This is a genomic window from Pseudoalteromonas sp. JC3, from assembly GCF_030291895.1.
In the GTDB taxonomy this organism is placed as follows: Bacteria; Pseudomonadota; Gammaproteobacteria; order Enterobacterales; family Alteromonadaceae; genus Pseudoalteromonas.
Genome location: NZ_CP127855.1, coordinates 4,148,606 through 4,164,556 on the forward strand (window position 1 = coordinate 4,148,606; position 15,951 = coordinate 4,164,556).

Annotated in this window: 12 protein-coding genes and 1 pseudogene; 4 read left to right on the top strand and 9 right to left on the bottom strand. The window is 42.5% G+C overall.

The annotated features are described in order from the left end of the window. Positions 1-206: 206 nt before the first annotated feature. The 4 genes and pseudogenes from QSH61_RS18050 to QSH61_RS18065 form a co-directional block, all read right to left on the bottom strand. A pseudogene (locus QSH61_RS18050) lies at positions 207-692 on the bottom strand (methyl-accepting chemotaxis protein); the annotation flags it as partial. Between the two features lie 100 nt (positions 693-792). After that, positions 793-1,659 carry a hypothetical protein gene (locus tag QSH61_RS18055; RefSeq protein WP_206473475.1) on the bottom strand — a complete coding sequence of 289 codons (867 nt, stop codon included), beginning with the start codon at positions 1,657-1,659 and terminating at the stop codon, positions 793-795. A 127-nt stretch (positions 1,660-1,786) separates the two neighbouring features. Further along, entirely contained in the window at positions 1,787-2,164 is a 378-nt protein-coding gene (locus QSH61_RS18060; RefSeq protein ID WP_206473476.1) for a diguanylate cyclase domain-containing protein, read from the bottom strand. A 24-nt stretch (positions 2,165-2,188) separates the two neighbouring features. Beyond that, positions 2,189-2,956 (bottom strand): GGDEF domain-containing protein, encoded by a 768-nt coding sequence (locus QSH61_RS18065; RefSeq protein WP_206473477.1) that lies wholly within the window; start codon positions 2,954-2,956, stop codon positions 2,189-2,191. 252 nt (positions 2,957-3,208) lie between these two features. Between QSH61_RS18065 and QSH61_RS18070 the strand changes: the two genes are divergently transcribed. Next, positions 3,209-4,171: a GlxA family transcriptional regulator gene (locus tag QSH61_RS18070; protein WP_174170222.1), complete on the top strand. Its 963-nt coding sequence runs from the start codon at positions 3,209-3,211 to the stop codon at positions 4,169-4,171. A gap of 17 nt (positions 4,172-4,188) precedes the next feature. Here QSH61_RS18070 and QSH61_RS18075 read toward each other — a convergent pair whose 3' ends face one another. Further along, complete coding sequence (locus tag QSH61_RS18075) at positions 4,189-6,072, bottom strand: methyl-accepting chemotaxis protein (protein WP_206473480.1); 1,884 nt, start codon at positions 6,070-6,072, stop codon at positions 4,189-4,191. A gap of 84 nt (positions 6,073-6,156) precedes the next feature. On the opposite strand from QSH61_RS18075, the gene QSH61_RS18080 reads away from it, so the two are divergent. Together QSH61_RS18080 and QSH61_RS18085 are read left to right on the top strand one after the other, a co-directional pair. Then, positions 6,157-7,317, top strand: coding sequence for a porin (locus tag QSH61_RS18080; protein WP_174170221.1), 1,161 nt, complete (start codon positions 6,157-6,159; stop codon positions 7,315-7,317). A 104-nt stretch (positions 7,318-7,421) separates the two neighbouring features. Beyond that, positions 7,422-8,063, top strand: coding sequence for an alpha/beta fold hydrolase (locus QSH61_RS18085; RefSeq protein WP_174170220.1), 642 nt, complete (start codon positions 7,422-7,424; stop codon positions 8,061-8,063). Here QSH61_RS18085 and QSH61_RS18090 read toward each other — a convergent pair. Beyond that, positions 8,060-8,269 carry a hypothetical protein gene (locus QSH61_RS18090; RefSeq protein ID WP_010376516.1) on the bottom strand — a complete coding sequence of 70 codons (210 nt, stop codon included), beginning with the start codon at positions 8,267-8,269 and terminating at the stop codon, positions 8,060-8,062. The two genes, QSH61_RS18085 and QSH61_RS18090, sit on opposite strands and share 4 nt — an antisense overlap. Before the next feature lie 403 nt (positions 8,270-8,672). Between QSH61_RS18090 and QSH61_RS18095 the strand changes: the two genes are divergently transcribed. After that, positions 8,673-9,146, top strand: coding sequence for a Dps family protein (locus tag QSH61_RS18095; RefSeq protein WP_010376518.1), 474 nt, complete (start codon positions 8,673-8,675; stop codon positions 9,144-9,146). Positions 9,147-9,398: 252 nt separating this feature from the next. On the opposite strand, the gene QSH61_RS18100 is transcribed toward QSH61_RS18095, so the two are convergent. The 3 genes from QSH61_RS18100 to QSH61_RS18110 all read right to left on the bottom strand — a co-directional run bounded on the left by QSH61_RS18100 (position 9,399) and on the right by QSH61_RS18110 (position 15,921). Next, positions 9,399-11,456 carry a S9 family peptidase gene (locus QSH61_RS18100; RefSeq protein WP_174170219.1) on the bottom strand — a complete coding sequence of 686 codons (2,058 nt, stop codon included), beginning with the start codon at positions 11,454-11,456 and terminating at the stop codon, positions 9,399-9,401. Between the two features lie 130 nt (positions 11,457-11,586). Continuing rightward, entirely contained in the window at positions 11,587-14,739 is a 3,153-nt protein-coding gene (locus QSH61_RS18105) for an efflux RND transporter permease subunit (RefSeq protein WP_174170218.1), read from the bottom strand. A gap of 15 nt (positions 14,740-14,754) precedes the next feature. Next, positions 14,755-15,921, bottom strand: coding sequence for an efflux RND transporter periplasmic adaptor subunit (locus QSH61_RS18110; RefSeq protein WP_010606916.1), 1,167 nt, complete (start codon positions 15,919-15,921; stop codon positions 14,755-14,757). Between the last annotated feature and the right edge of the window lie 30 nt (positions 15,922-15,951).

Consider the following 15,951-nt stretch of genomic DNA (forward strand, 5'->3'; position numbering starts at 1 on the left):
ATAATTTATTTTTTGAGTTATTACTCAAGTAACACTTGGATCTAGCTTTGCTCCACCCCCAAACAATTAACATTTAATTAACTTTATAATGTAATTAGAACAGAATACTGATGGATTGATAGGAAAAGACTTATAGTAGGAATACCAACGCCACAATTAAGTAATAATCCACTCAAAAGTTGAGTGGATTGTTCAAACTCAAGAACTCACAACGTAAACTTAGACAGCAGCGCTTCTTGTTCATGGGCGTTTTTAGCGAGTTCTTCGCTGGCGCTGTATTGTTTGTCGGAAAAGCTGCCGACTTCGATGCTAATATCGTTGATATGTATTGTATTTTTATTGATTTCTTCAATCACCACACTTTGCTCTTCTATGGCGGTTGCGATTTGAATATTGCGATCCATAAGCTCTTTTACTGCTTCTGAGATTTCTTCTAGCATATGTGTCGCTTGCTCGGTTTGTGACACACATTGCTGGGTTTTATCTCGGCTACTTCCCATAGGTTGCTGAACTTGAATGGACGAGGCTTGGATCTGGTCGATCATGGATTTAATTTCGGTGGTGGATTCCTGTGTTTTTGATGCTAGAGAACGCACTTCATCGGCCACAACCGCAAAACCACGACCTTGCTCTCCGGCACGTGCGGCTTCAATTGCAGCATTAAGTACCAGTAGATTGGTTTGTTCAGCAATGAAAACCGCTGGCTGGAACGACAAATTTAGGGCACAGGTGTTCTTTGGTTTATAAGTAATCAAAGTATGCTCCGCCCCTAGCGTTTATGTAACGATTGATTTAATCAGATAAACCGCTTTCCTGAGTTAGGTAATGAGAAAATTCCTTAAGTAGAGAATGAGTACTTTTTTCATAAGTACTTTGAAGCGCATCACTAAACTCAATTCCTGTTAATAATAACTGTATTAATTCGTTAAATTGTTTAGGGCTTAGGTCATAGATGAAATGCACAAATAACCCACCAACCCTGTACGACACCCGGTTAACCACCCCATTTTTTGTTACAGCATCACTTGCATCCTGTGATAAAAACCAATAATTCAACTCTCCCGACAAATAGGTATTTACCTCATTTTCATTCATTAGCTCGAAAATCTCTTTACCTTTAGTATAATCTTGCCCTCCATTTGCAACAAACTCAGCGATCCCTTCTCTAAACCATAAAGGTACTTTTTCGATATGGGCCTTATCCCCAAGATGGGTGTAAAAAAGGTAGTGTGTTAACTCATGATTAAGTAACCTCCCAATCGAACTGCTATGAAATGCATTTGGCGATAAAAATAATTTACCCCAATATACTGCACCAACAACATTTTTGGATAAAAATACATATTCATTGAAAGAGTCTTGACTAGCACACACATAAACCGAGATTGGCTTTTTAAATTTAGCCTTGAGCACATGCTCTACTGCATACTGACCCTCACTCAAAACTCTACTTACACGAAATGCATTGTTTTCTGCTGAAGCTTCGTATCTGATACGTCTATCAATCTGGAGAGTTAAAAAATGATCCGTAGACTTATATTTAGCCCATATAGCTTTGATTAACACAGGCTGCATGAGCATAATCAGGATGATGAAAATAGCACTTATCGATAGCAGAACAATAATATACTTCTTAAAGTTTTTTCCGTTAGATCTCATCACCTTTCAACTTAGCCTATTTAATTCAACGAGGAAATTTCTTTTACTTTGAGCAAAACATTGGTTCTCTATGCTACAGGAAACAATAAAAGAGTACGAATACCAACTGGCGGCAATACAAAAACTGCTAGGGGTTAGATAACTTATAGCCACACTTGCCAGAAGACTTAACGGCATACATTGCTTTATCAGCCTTCTCAATTAATGATTCGATGCAATTTCCCTGAGTGGGGAAAAAGCTAATACCGATACTCCCCCCAACTTTATACACCTGATGTTCAACTTCAATTTCTTGCGTGATACTGATGAGTAACTTTCTAGCGATAATCTCCGCTTGTTCTTTTGAGTCTAGCTGCGTTGCGATTACAATAAATTCATCACCTCCAATTCGAGCACATATGTCGGTACTTCGTGTACTGGCAATTAGTCTTGTTGCTATGCATCTGAGTACTTCATCACCAACCTTATGACCACTACTATCATTAATGGGCTTAAAGTTATCCAAATCAATGTAAAATACCGCGGTTAATTAATGTGGGCGATTGGCAAAAATGTTCGCCTGATTAAAAAAGTTAGTCAGATAACGCTTATTCTTAAGCCCAGTAAGTGCATCATGATAAGCAAGTTTCAGTGCATGCTTTTCAGCCTTGAGCAAGCGGCGTTGGAAAGTAATAAGTACTGATGCCAATAAAGCTAAATAGAGTACCAAGTTCACCATAGTACCTAGAATAAAACCATAGATTCTCCAGTCAGGGAAATAATAGATTATTGGGTAAGAAACCAACCAATGTATGGAGAGAATAAGGGCTGCAAGGGAGATAAACCGATACACACAGGTAAAATATGGCTTTTTCTTTCCAAAAAAAAGTATAAATATATAAAATAAAAAAGAAAAGTTAACCATTGCACAGAGGATCTTAAAGTACCAAGGAGATAAGTTTAAGATTGAAATTATAAACAGCGTACCAAGCACATAACTAAATAATTGAATAACTCTTCTTTTTACGCAATTCAATTTAAAGAATCGGCATACTCCAACTAATAGGATTGGCTTCTCAAAAAGGTTAAGTACAAGATAAAGGTTACTACTTAGCTCTGTTGAAATAACAAGTTCGCCTAGCAAAATACAAATTCGTGAAGCAATTGCAAACAAGATAGCGCTCGACCAAAACCCAGCTCCGGAAGGTGTTCTAGGCACGGTTCTGGTAGCAAGTAACAATACCAACAAAAATGAATATAGCGTCAACCCAACCGTATGCACCAAATGAAACATAACGACACCTACCTCTAGCTTCATTGATTAATCACCGCAGCAGTATTGAAATTGAAGCTGCTACCAAAATAGTAGGCCAAAGGTCTACACTCTATTTTTCTCTTTGATAAAAACAATAAGTCCTTTTATTTAAAAGTTTAGAATAAACAATGAATGAAGCAGGAACGAATAAGGACTAATTAACATCGAAAAAAGTCAACATCAATGTCCTAGAGTTCCCTTTACCATTAATATTGTGCTAACTATTAATATATCATCATAAGCTAAGTGGTCGTTATGAGTTGTGAATCTACTCTGATTAATCTTCATATTTTAGTTGTCGGTGGCTTTGTACCATATGATTTAGCCGTGACTTACCAAATGTTTTTTTTTGCAACAAAAGAACGCGAACAACCACGCTATAATATCCAATTTGTAGGTAACCAAGGGCAAGTTCAAAGCGATAGTTTTATCATTGAGAATGTACAACCTTTATCAGCTATCGGCGCTAATGACACATTAATTGTTCCAAGCTTATATACACCGACTGCCTATGATGATGAAAACGTTCTCCGTGCAATTCGCACCGCATATCAACAAGGTTCTCGCATCGTTTCTATCGGTAATGGCTCAGTACTTTTAGCAAAATCAGGTGTCTTAGATGGAAAACGGGCTACCTCGCATTGGGATGTTTTTTCAGAGTTTGAGCAACACCACACGGCGGTCGATATATTGCGTGACGTATTATACGTTGACGAGGGACAAGTTATCACATCGGCCGGCCTTTCTGCCGGACAAGACCTGTGTCTACACATCATTAAATGTGATTTTGGAGCAGCGCTTGCGAACAAAGTTGCGGAACGTTTTGTAATGCCTCTTGAGCGCAGTTTTTCACACCCTCAATTATATCGACCTGTATATAATGTCTTAAATGACATTCAGCGGGTACAATTATGGCTCTCACACAACTATCATAAACCGCTTACGCTCGCTGAAATAGCTGAGCACGCCTGTATGACAAGCCGAGCACTGACTAGAAACTTCAATAAATACGTTGGCCAATCACCCATGATGTGGCTTCGAGAATTGCGAGTGCAGCGGGCGCAAATCTTACTCGAAACAACCACTTTTAACATCAATGTGATATCTGAACTGAGTGGCTTTGGTACTGTTGTGAACTTTCGCATTGCATTCAAGCGTTATGCTGGCTGCTCGCCAACAGAATGGCGCTGTCGCTATAACAACAGCCATGTGTTGTGACCCGTTATATTTCAAGCTCACAACGTAAACTTAGACAGTAGCGCTTCTTGTTCATGGGCGTTTTTAGCGAGTTCTTCGCTGGCGCTGTATTGTTTGTCGGAAAAGCTGCCGACTTCGACACTAATATCGTTGATATGTATTGTATTTTTATTGATTTCTTCAATCACCACACTTTGCTCTTCTATGGCTGTTGCGATTTGAATATTGCGATCCATAAGCTCTTTTACTGCCTCTGAGATTTCTTCTAGCATATGTGTCGCTTGCTCGGTTTGTGACACACATTGCTGGGTTTTATCTCGGCTACTTCCCATAGATTGCTGAACTTGAATGGATGAGGCTTGGATCTGGTCGATCATGGATTTAATTTCAGTGGTAGATTCCTGTGTTTTTGATGCTAGAGAGCGCACTTCATCGGCCACAACCGCAAAACCTCGGCCCTGCTCTCCTGCACGTGCGGCTTCAATTGCAGCATTAAGTGCCAGTAGATTGGTTTGTTCTGCAATACCATTAATGACCGAAAGAATATTCTCAATATTTTGGCTATATTCTGCAAGTTGCGTACTCAACTCGTACGATGCAGTAATATCGTCAGCCAAAGCATTAATTTGGCTTCGCGCTTTAAAGAATATTTCTTGCCCTTCGGAGGTCTTTTCATTTACAGAGGTGATAGAGCTTGCGGCTTGCTGCGCGTTACCTGCGATTTCGGTCGAGGTAGTACTCATTTCATTCATCGCGGTAGCGAGGTTTTCAATTAGGCTAACTTGTTGATCAAGTTTCTGTGAAGAATGCGTCGACAGCTCTTTGGCGGCATCACTGCTTATCACCACGTCGTCTGCACGTTCTTTTACATTACTTACTAACCCATGCAAAAAGCCCAAGAACAAATTAAATTGTCGCGCTACCGTGCCGCACTCATCTTCGTTAACAATTTTTAAGCGCTGAGTTAAGTCACCGCCCCCACTTGCCATGCCGATGATTGCAGATTCCAAATCCCGTAATGGTTGGAGTAAGTGAATTGCTAACGTCCGTACGCAGAATACTCCAATAGCCACGGCTAAAATAGCAATGATCAGGGAGTTTATTGTAATTTCAGTCAGTGTTTTGTAGGCTTTTGATTTATCGATTAATACCGCCAAATACCAGTCCGTACCAAAGGTGTTATCAAGCGAATGTAAGTAAAACAACCTTTTGCCTTCTTTGGTATCCACTTCTTGCAACTTATCTACGCTATCTAAGCGTAAAGCTGGATATACCTGTTGCAATTTTTTGCCGTTAAATTCGGCATGTTGATGAGAAATTACATTACCAGACTTGTCGACCAAAAAGGCATAGCCCGTGTTATCAAAGTTAACCTGATTGACACTATTAGCGATGGTTTTTAGGCTTAAATCTCCCCCAATTACCCCTTTAAAATTACCGTTCACTACAATGGGAGATACCACCGACAGCAATAATTCACCTGTCGCCGCGTCCGTATATGGACTGGTATAAACGGTTTTATTTTGGTTTTTACCAAGCTGATACCAAGCTCGCTCTCTAAAATCGACGCCCGGAGGATTTTTGCGAGCGGGGTTGTTCGACCTGAGCCCTTCCTCATTAGCCAAAGTACCAAAAGCCAGCAGAAACTCCTTTTTAAACACTGGTGTATTCAGTGCTTGTTGAAAGTTATCATCGCTAAAGTTTTGCTCTAACTGACTTTTTATCACATTAATTTGCGTTGCTTTACCAGCCAGCCAATTCTCTATGCTCACAGCCAGCAATTGCGTGCTATCTGTTACATAGGCATGGGTTTTGGTTTTCACCGAATCGCTAACAAACCAGTAAGTAGAAAGCGTCGTCGTCGTGATGATCAATAAGATCACTATGGCAGAAGTCACAGAGAACTTAGTGCGGATCTTCATATTCAACAGCCTGAATAAAAAGTGCTCGAATATCAAAAGTGTTGTCTATAATTCGATTATTGGCAACTGAGCGATGTAAAAACCATGAATTTTACTTTGAGCAATTCAACCGCACTGATTGGCCTAGCCTGTTTACTGACTTCTTCAGCAACTTTGGCAACCGATCGACCTGTCACCATGGCCGACATTGAAAATCTTGAGCGGCAATTAGCTGAGCTTAAAGCTCGGTTTATGACGCAAAATAGCGAACTAAAGGCCGCAGCTCCAATGGCAAAATCAACACCACAAAGTGACCCGGTAAAACCACCTAGCGAGCCCTCAACCACGCTCAAAACCTATGCCACAATACGCCCGACATTTGGCGTAATCAATCAAGATGACGCAAGTAACTGGGATGTTCGTGACGCCTTATCCCACGCAGGGATTAAAGTAACTCATGAATTTATGCCGGGCTGGCAGGCCGAACTTCATGGTGAATGGGGCATCGATCTCGCCAATGAAGGAAATTTTGGCAAGTCACGCCGTGCTTATACTGCGCTAGGTACACCGTATGGTCGATTTGGCATTGGCAAACAAAGGCCTGCACAGTATCTGTTTATTGCCGAATACGTTGATATTTTTAATCACGCCAGCAGCCCATTTGCTTACGATCCAGAGAGTATTTTTTTCGTTGATAATTTAGTCACTTACCGCTACGAATTGGGGCCAATGACGTTTATCGCCGCAGGCCAATTTAATGGTGATAAGGGCGATAATCAAACGGATTTATTCAACACTGGGTTAAGTTACGATAACGCAGGTTTACACGCAGCGATTACTTATCAACAAAACGATGTGTACGATAACGAGCAACATATTGGCGAAAACCAACTTTGGTCTGGTGCGCTGGCTTACCAATTTACCTCCCGCTTTTACGCTGCTATGGCATATCAGGACAAAGACTATCAACGCGTGGAAGCTCTTGATTCTCGACAAGGCCACACCTTTGATCTTTCGTTGGCCTATCAACTCGCAAAACACTATAAACTCAAAACCGGATATTTTGATTTTGATGACGGTTACGGCAGTCATGATCCGCTTAATCAAAGCTTCGATGGCTACAATGTTACACTTGAGTGGCTACCAACACCGCCCCTCAGAGTGCACTTGGAGTATTTGAACAAGTCCTTCGACAACCAAATCGATATGGACTCCATCTCCATTGGCTTTAGGTACGATTACACGCAAGAGTGGCAATTTGATTAGTTAGAATAATAATTTCTAATTTGGATTGATTTATACATCAAGTATTCAAGTGGGGGTGGTACACTCGCGCAAGGCTTAGAAGTATTCAAGTTTAAAGAGGCGGTATGAACCACGCTCCTATTTCACTCAATATTACCGCGAGCGCCAAAATCGAGAGCATTGTGGTGCTACACGGCTTGTACATGTCTGGTTTTGTGATGCGGCCGCTTAGCGCTCGCTTAGGTAAATCGGGCTACCGTATTCTCAATTTAAGCTATAACACATTAACGCCAGATATTGATGAGATCTGCGCCGCTATTGATACTTTTGTTGGCGACTGTCCCGCCGCCCTCGTTTGCCACTCCATGGGGGGCTTAGTTGCAAGAGCATATTTAGAACGAGGTTCTGCCGCGAGCAAGCAAGTAAAAAAAGTGGTGACCTTGGGGACACCACATAAAGGTAGTGCCATTGCCAAGCATATGCACGACAAAGGACTGGAGCTACTGTTAAAAAACAGTGTGGAGTTTTTATTATCTAACAATCAAGATTGGCCTTTCGACGCCAAGCTTTACAGTATTGCCGGTGACTTACCCATTGGACTAATGCCACTGCTACAAAAAGGTAGCCAGTCAGATGGCACTGTGCTGTTAGAAGAAACCAAGCTCAGTGGCATGGCCGAGCACAAAGTATTTCATCTCAGCCATACCAGCTTAATATATTCCCGTGCGGTAATGGACTATATCTGCGAGCTGTTAGGGAGGCCTTAGTGCTCTGCGCTTGCAGCTACTTTGTAAGCAATCACTGCGATCAAGCCAACTAATAACGGTACTGGCGCTGCAATATAGCCAAAGGTATCTGAGTTTGCGATGCTTGCGCCAGCTAAGTGACCTACGAGCCCAACAACAAAAGCCACTAAAGCGATAACAACGACGACGAGTTCCATTTTATGTTCTGATTTTGTTTTGCCTTTCATACTCATTTCCTCAAGTAGTAGACACCGCGTTTTTTGTGTCTTGATGAAATGATTATGCGCTTATGATGCGGCGATATTTTGACCTAAATCAAGTTTAAAACCGCCAAAATACGAACGAGATTAAACACTTGTCTTAGATCAAAAACTACGCGCTCTGGTAAGGCTTTGGGAAAAGTTGGCAAGCTTTATTCCCGCCAAGTATTCATGTCACCTTGTTATTGTTGAGCGCTTTTTGGGGTTTCATCTTGTTTTTTACCACGCTCATCCCAACGTCATATTGTATTAATATTTAATATGTTTTTATTTTATTAATTGATTTTTCCGATTAAACACTTTGATTTTAATCATTGGGCAATCACCTAAGGTTGCGCCATACTGACTGTGAATCAACAAGGAGCATCGCATGACAAACATTAATTCTATCGGTTTAGACAAAGCAAAGAGCCAAGCGCTAGTAACGTCACTTAATACGCTACTAAGCAGCTACCAAATTCAATATATGAATGCCCGTGGTTTTCACTGGAATATCAAAGGTCGTGAGTTTTTTGAACTACACCTAAAATTTGAAGAAATTTATACGCTATTACTTGAGAAAGTCGATGAAATCGCAGAGCGTATTTTGACAATTGAAGGCAACCCATTGCATGCGTTTTCTGATTATTTGGAAACCAGCAAAATTCAAGAAGCAAAAGGGATCAGCAATGGTACGCAAGCACTAGAAACCCTGCTTGATGGCTACACAACGCTTATTTCTATGCAGCGTGAGATTCTAGCGCAGGCGGGCGAAGCCGAAGATGAAGGGACAGCTGCGCTAATGAGCGACTACATCAAAGAGCAAGAGAAGCTGGTGTGGATGCTGAAAGCATATTTAAACTAAGATTAAGGCTAGGGTGTACAAGTCGAGCTAAAAGCTACGACCTACAAGCGAGCCAGCTCCTACCTTGATTCTCCTCTGGTAGGAGCGAGTTTACCTCGCGATCTTTTATCTCGCTGTTGTCGAGTTTGAGCTAGGGTGTACAAGTCGAGCTAAAGCTACGACTTACAAGCAGAGCCAGCTCCTACCTAGGTTTTCCTCTGGTAGGAGCGAGTTTACCTCGCGATCTTTTATCTCGCTGTTGTCGAGTTAGAACTACGACCTACCATTCAATAAGCTGATAAAGAATGCCATTTCTAGCGCTCTTTCATGTAAGCTTTTAAATCGGCCTGAGGCACCACCGTGACCCGCTTCCAAGTCGGTTTTAAAGATCAGCACATTATCATCCGTTTTATATTCTCTAAGCTTAGCAACCCACTTCATTGGCTCCCAATACTGCACTTGCGAGTCGTGCAGACCTGTGGTGACTAGAATATTTGGATAGGCTTTGGCTTCAATATTGTCATACGGCGAATACGCTAAAATATTCTGGTAGTCCGCTTCATTATTCGGATTACCCCATTCATCATACTCGTTTGTGGTCAATGGGATTGACTCATCCAACATGGTAGTTAACACATCCAAGAAAGGCACATGGCAGCCTAACCCTAAATACAGCTCTGGAGCTTGGTTTGCAATTGCACCCATTAACAGGCCGCCTGCACTTCCGCCTGATGCAAACACTTTGTCTTTATGGCCGTAGCCCTGCTCAACCAAGGCCTTGGTAACATCAATAAAGTCGTTAAAGGTATTTTGCTTATGCGCTTTTTTGCCTTGCTCATACCATTCACGACCAAGCATCTCAGAACCTCGAATATGCGCAATCGCGTATACAAACCCTCTATCTAACAGGCTTAGAATTTGACTAGAGAAGTTAGGGTCGATAGTAATACCATAAGAACCATAGCCATACTGCAATAGTGGATTGCTACCGTCTTGATTAAACTTATCTTTTCGATACACCAAAGACACAGGGACTTTAACACCATCTCTTGCGGTTATATGCAAACGTTCAGAGTGATAATATTCAGGTTTAAAATCACCTAACACTTGCTGTTGCTTTTTCAGCGTCTTCTTACCAGTGGTTAAATCACAATCGTACACTGAGCTGGGAGTTGTCATACTCGAGTAGTGGATACGAATATTACTTGAACTTGGCTCAGGGTTATTTCCTACCGTAGCAAAATAACAAGCATCATCAAATCCAAGGTGATAGCTCTGCCCTTGATAATCATGGACAACAAAACGGATCTGCCCTTGTTCACGCTCAGTCAGCACAAAGTGACTATGGAACAGCTCCAAACCTTCTAATAGTACATGGTCGCGATGGGCAACCAACTCTTCCCATTGCTCGACATCACCAACGGTTGCCGCTGTTGCACGCATTAAACGGAAGTTTTTAGCGTTCTTATTACTAAGGATGTAAAAGAACTCTCCCATTTTTTCAAGACCATATTCATGGCCAATTTCTCTTGGAATAAGAGTGCTAAACTCACCGCAAGGATCGTTTGCATCCAGTATTAACTGATCGCTCGTTTCCGTTGCTGCGAGATAGATATAAATAGCGCTTTCGTCACGACTTTTACCCAATCCCATATAAAATTGGCGATCTTGCTCTTCAAACACCAAAATATCATCGCTTTGTGGCGTTCCCAACACATGGCGATACACTTGGAAGCCGAGCAACGTTTGTTCGTCTTTTTTGACATAAAATACGGTTTTATTGTCGTTCGCCCAAATTACCTGACCTTCCGTGTTATACAGCACGTCTTGTAGTAGCGTATTGGTGTTTAAATCAAGAAACTTGATGGTATAAATTCGACGCCCGTCGGTATCTTCACTATAGGCAAGCAGTTGCTCGTCTGGGCTTACAGTAATATCACCGATGTCATAAAACTCGTTGCCAGCGGCTAACTGATTAATGTCTAACAGCAGTTTTTTATCCGACAAATCTTCTTGTGATGCACGATAATACTTAGCATATTCCTCATCACCACTCACTTCACTCACATACCAATAGTTGCCATCTTTTGCGGGCACTGAGCTATCGTCTTTTACGATACGACCTTTCATTTCTTCAAACAGCTGGGTTTGCAGTGCTTGGTGAGGCGCCATTTGCGCTTCACAGTAATCATTCTCTGCTTTGAGGTGTGCCAACACATCAGCATTTTTACGCTCGTCATCACGCATCCAGTAGTAGTTGTCGATACGCTCATGATTATGGTGCAGCAAGGATTTCGGCTGCTTTTTGGCTAGCGGTTTAGTTTTTTCCATCACCAAGTTGTCATCCTAAATTCGTTATTTTTCGCCAGTGTATCATGATTCAAGAGCCATACCAGCGCGCAAAGAAAAAGGCCGAGCATCACTGCGCGGCCTTTATATTATTGAGTGGAAACGAGAGTTTCTAAGCTTCTGCTTTCTCTAGTTGGTTATCGTCAGATTTAGGCTTGCGTCTGATCTTCGCTTTTAAGCGTGAACCCGCACCCTGCACATCCGTTAAGATGATATATAAGGCCGGCACTAACACCAGCGTGATAAGCGTTGCGAATAGCACTGCAAAACCAAGAGATACCGCCATCGGAATAACAAACCTTGCTTGTAGACTCGTTTCAAAGATGATTGGCATGACACCGGCAAACGTCGTGATAGAGGTTAGCGTGATTGCCCTAAAGCGCGCACAACCCGCTTCAATAACCGCCTCTTTAAGCTTAACGCCCTCGGCACGTGCTTGGTTGATATAGTCCGTCATTACCAAGGAGTCGTTGATCACAACCCCTGCAGCGGCTACTAGTCCAAACATAGACATAGTACTCATATCCAAGCCAAACACTAAGTGACCCCATAGCGCGCCAACCAAGCTAAACGGAATTACCGACATCACGATAAGCGGTTGTGCGTAACTCTTCAGCGGTACAGCCAATAGGATATAAACCATCAACATACCAGCGGCAAAGAATAAGATCTGCTCACTGGTTTGCGCTTGACGCTCTTCCACACTACCACCTAGCTTAGTTTTGACGCCTGGGAACTGTTTTAGTAGCTCTGGTAAGATATTTTCTTCGATATTCTTAACCACGGCATCTGGCTCAATCAGCTCTTCATCGATGCTACCGTATACATATACCGTTCTAAAGCCATCTTCACGACGAATATAATTGATACCCGGCTTCTCGGTAAACTCTACGACATCGCCTAGCATCACTTCTTTACCTTTTGGCGTTGTGATGATAGTACGCTTAAGTGAAGCCAAAGCTTTACGATCTAATTCAGGATAACGCACCATCACTTTGATTTCTTCGCCATCACGAATAACACGCTGTGCTTCGCCACCGTAGAAGCTATTGCCAACCTGAATCGCAACATCAGCAAGTTGCAAGCCAAGCTCATAAGCCACTGGCTTAAGCGCGATCTGCATTTCTTTACTCGCAGGGTCAATACTTGAGCTGATATCAAATAGTCCAGGTTGCTGCTGCAACATTGAAATAAGCTGCCTACCCGCCGCGTTGAGGGTCTCGATGTCAGAACCTAGCAAGCGATAGCCAAATTCGCCCTCACCACCACTTTGATCGCCAACACTGTCATACACGATGATTGATTTCACTGCGGTGATCTCTGGCATTGCCTCGCGCCAACGGCGTGCAAGTTCAAAAGCCGTAAATGGTCTTAGCTCTTCGTCAACTAACGTCGATAACACTGAGCCCTTAGCGCGGCTTTGGTTCCAAGAATATACATCCTTAACCATACCTTGACCGAACTCTTGGGCAATCTCTTTATCGACATTACGCACCATTAACTCAATAGACTGCATTGCCGCAATGGTTTGCTCGTCCGAGACATTGTCGTTCATGGTAATTTCGATCTTTGGATAATCCTCTGGCACTTTCGGGAATGGAATAAAGCGCACTAAATTCGAAGTCACTAAGCTAAAGCTAAATACCAGCATCGCCACAAAAGTTAATAATACGGTCCAGCGCCAATCAACACAGCGCTGAATAAAGCGTCTGTATGGTCCGTTTACAAATGCGAAGAACTTCTTGTTAAATGCAGCACGACGACTGTTTGGACGCAGTGGTTTAATCTTAGTATGAGCAATATGCGCTGGCAAAATCCATTTGGATTCAATCAAACTGAATACCAAGCACAGAATAATAACGCCCGAGATTGACTTAAAGAATGCACTTTCAGGACCAGATGAGAACAACATAGGTGCAAACACAGCAATGGTTGTTAATACGCCGAAGGTTGCTGGTGTTGCAACACGCTTAGCACCAATCACCACATTCTTAACGCTGTGGCCTTTGCGTTCAATTTCGGAGTAGGCGGACTCCCCTATGACAATGGCGTCATCCACCACGATCCCAAGTACCATAATAAAGGCAAATAGCGATACGATATTAATACTGATCCCAAGAGCTGGCATAAATAGGAATGCACCAAGGAAACACACCGGCAAGCCAATCATTACCCAGAGCGCTAATTTGAAGCGTAGGAAAATAGTCAGCATGATTGCGACGAGTAACGCACCCTGTAACATATTGCTCTTCATCATCTCGAGTCGAGCGTTCAGGTAGTACGTCATATCAACGATTGGTTCTAATCTTAAGCCTGCGGGTAACTTAGCATTTTTCTCTTCGATATATTTATGTACCGCTTTCGCGATTGGGATCATATTTTGGTCTTTGGTCGCTTTAACCGACAGAAATACCGCATTTTCACCATTCAAACGGAAGTAATATTCACCTTCAGTTAGCCCGTCTTTAATTTCTGCGATGTCTTGAAGATAAATTTTGGCGCCGTTATCACCGACCTTAACAGGGATGTTTCTAAACTCATTACCGCGGTACATTTGGTTTTCAACACGCACTGCAATGATGCCTGATTCAGTTCTGATTTGACCTGCTGAAATGTTGGTTGAATAACGTCTAATTGCGCTACTTACATCACTAATCGTTAGGTTGTAACGGCGCAGAGCATCTGGATCAACTTCAATACCAATCTCATAGTTTGGGGTTGAACGGTCAACCAATGAAATCGTTGGAATTTCGAGTAATTCATCTTCGATCTCTTTGGCGATTGGCTTGAGTGCATTCAACGGTAGATTACCAGCCAGTGCGACGTTCACCACGTCTTGACGAAATTCTATAAGCTGAACCTGCACAGGCTCCATGGATGCTGGGAAAGTCGCGATACTATTCACACGCGAGCGAATTTTATCTTCTACTTCCGTTAAGTCTTCATCTTTATAGATTTCAAGTTGCGCACTACCGCTACCTCTAGCGGCACGGTAAACCCCTTTTTTGATTTCTGTAACGTCTTTTAATGCTTCTTCAATTTTGATCAAAATCCCCTCTTCAATTTCTTGAGGAGACGCGCCAGGATACACAGCTGACACCGTCACATAATTGATTTCAAAGTTTGGAAACATTTGTCTTTGGATAGTCATATAACTGATAAAACCCATTATCAGTATGAAGACCATCAACAAGTTCGCCGCTACCGTATTATTCGCAAAATAAGCGATAATACCGCGCTGCGATGTTTTTTCTATATCACTCATGGTCGCTCCTTGCTGTTACAGCTTTTCCGGCTGACTACTAGGCTTTGATGAGGAGTCCGTGCCAGCAACTTTAACTTCCATGCCTTTTTGTGGATATTCAGGTGGTGTCATGACCACTTTATCGCGACTTGTGATGCCATCGCCGATTAAGAAGAACTCACCCTCTTCACGAATAACTTGCACTTTACGTGGCTCAAGCTGGTTATCTTGATTAAGTAACCAAACCGACTGATTATTCACGATATCTTGTGGTAGACGATAGATTTGTTTTAACGTTTTACCCGCAAAGCTAACTTGTACATACGTGCCGTATTTTATCGCTGGCTGGCGCGTTGTGAGACCATACGGGTCATTGATACGTACCACCAGGTTGTTCATACGCGTTTGTTGGTCAACAGTACCTAAATCTCTATCAATCTCAGCTTCACGAGTGAAGGCATTCACACCACGCTGATAAACCGTAGCGGCAAGCCCTGACACTCGCTCAGGTAAGAACACAGAATCAAAACCCGCGATAGGAATAATCACTTCCGCCGTTTCGATATTATTGACCGTACCAACTGAACTACCCATAGAAACGAACTGGCCAAGACCAACGTCTTTTTTCACCACTAGTGCGTTATAAGGCGCGATAACTTCGCAGTTTTCTAGGTCTCGCTTTGCACGCTGCAGTGCAGCTTTTGCCGATTTTACAGAGGCTTTGGCACTCATGACCTGCGGTTTACGTAAAAATAGGTCGGTATGCTTTTTATTTGGAAATCTTCTCGCTTCATCAGCAGCTACATCAGCTTGTGCTTGCTCTTCGATAAGCTGCGCCTGAGCTCTGGCAAGTTCTGCTTCTGCTTGTAGTAACGCGGCTTCGTAGTTATCTTGCTCAATACGCAGTAACACTTCGCCTTTTTGTACCACACCGCCTTCAACAAAGTTAGGGTGCCAGTATTCAACTTCGCCCGATACTTGAATAGAAAGTTGTGTACTTTCTAGCGGTTTTACTTCGCCATAGCTTTGGATCACAACTTGGTGATCTTGCGCAGCGAGTGTTTCAACTTCAACAACAGGACGAGAATCGACTTCTTGCTTCTCAGGTTCACTCTTAGCAACGGCATTGACGAACATAAATCCGACAACACCCACTATAAGCACGGTAAAGGGTAGAATCCATTTTAAAGTTTTAGCTTGCATGACAGTACCTATTGATAATTTCCTGACCGT

What these genes read in the sequence shown, in the direction of transcription:
- QSH61_RS18100 (WP_174170219.1), bottom strand. Translation starts at nt 11,456, where the DNA reads ATGGAAAAAACTAAACCGCTAGCCAAAAAGCAGCCGAAATCCTTGCTG.
- QSH61_RS18065 (WP_206473477.1), bottom strand. Translation starts at nt 2,956, where the DNA reads ATGAAGCTAGAGGTAGGTGTCGTTATGTTTCATTTGGTGCATACGGTT.
- QSH61_RS18090 (WP_010376516.1), bottom strand. Translation starts at nt 8,269, where the DNA reads ATGAAAGGCAAAACAAAATCAGAACATAAAATGGAACTCGTCGTCGTT.
- QSH61_RS18085 (WP_174170220.1), top strand. Translation starts at nt 7,422, where the DNA reads ATGAACCACGCTCCTATTTCACTCAATATTACCGCGAGCGCCAAAATC.
- QSH61_RS18105 (WP_174170218.1), bottom strand. Translation starts at nt 14,739, where the DNA reads ATGAGTGATATAGAAAAAACATCGCAGCGCGGTATTATCGCTTATTTT.
- QSH61_RS18095 (WP_010376518.1), top strand. Translation starts at nt 8,673, where the DNA reads ATGACAAACATTAATTCTATCGGTTTAGACAAAGCAAAGAGCCAAGCG.
- QSH61_RS18110 (WP_010606916.1), bottom strand. Translation starts at nt 15,921, where the DNA reads ATGCAAGCTAAAACTTTAAAATGGATTCTACCCTTTACCGTGCTTATA.
- QSH61_RS18075 (WP_206473480.1), bottom strand. Translation starts at nt 6,072, where the DNA reads ATGAAGATCCGCACTAAGTTCTCTGTGACTTCTGCCATAGTGATCTTA.
- QSH61_RS18080 (WP_174170221.1), top strand. Translation starts at nt 6,157, where the DNA reads ATGAATTTTACTTTGAGCAATTCAACCGCACTGATTGGCCTAGCCTGT.
- QSH61_RS18070 (WP_174170222.1), top strand. Translation starts at nt 3,209, where the DNA reads ATGAGTTGTGAATCTACTCTGATTAATCTTCATATTTTAGTTGTCGGT.
- QSH61_RS18055 (WP_206473475.1), bottom strand. Translation starts at nt 1,659, where the DNA reads ATGAGATCTAACGGAAAAAACTTTAAGAAGTATATTATTGTTCTGCTA.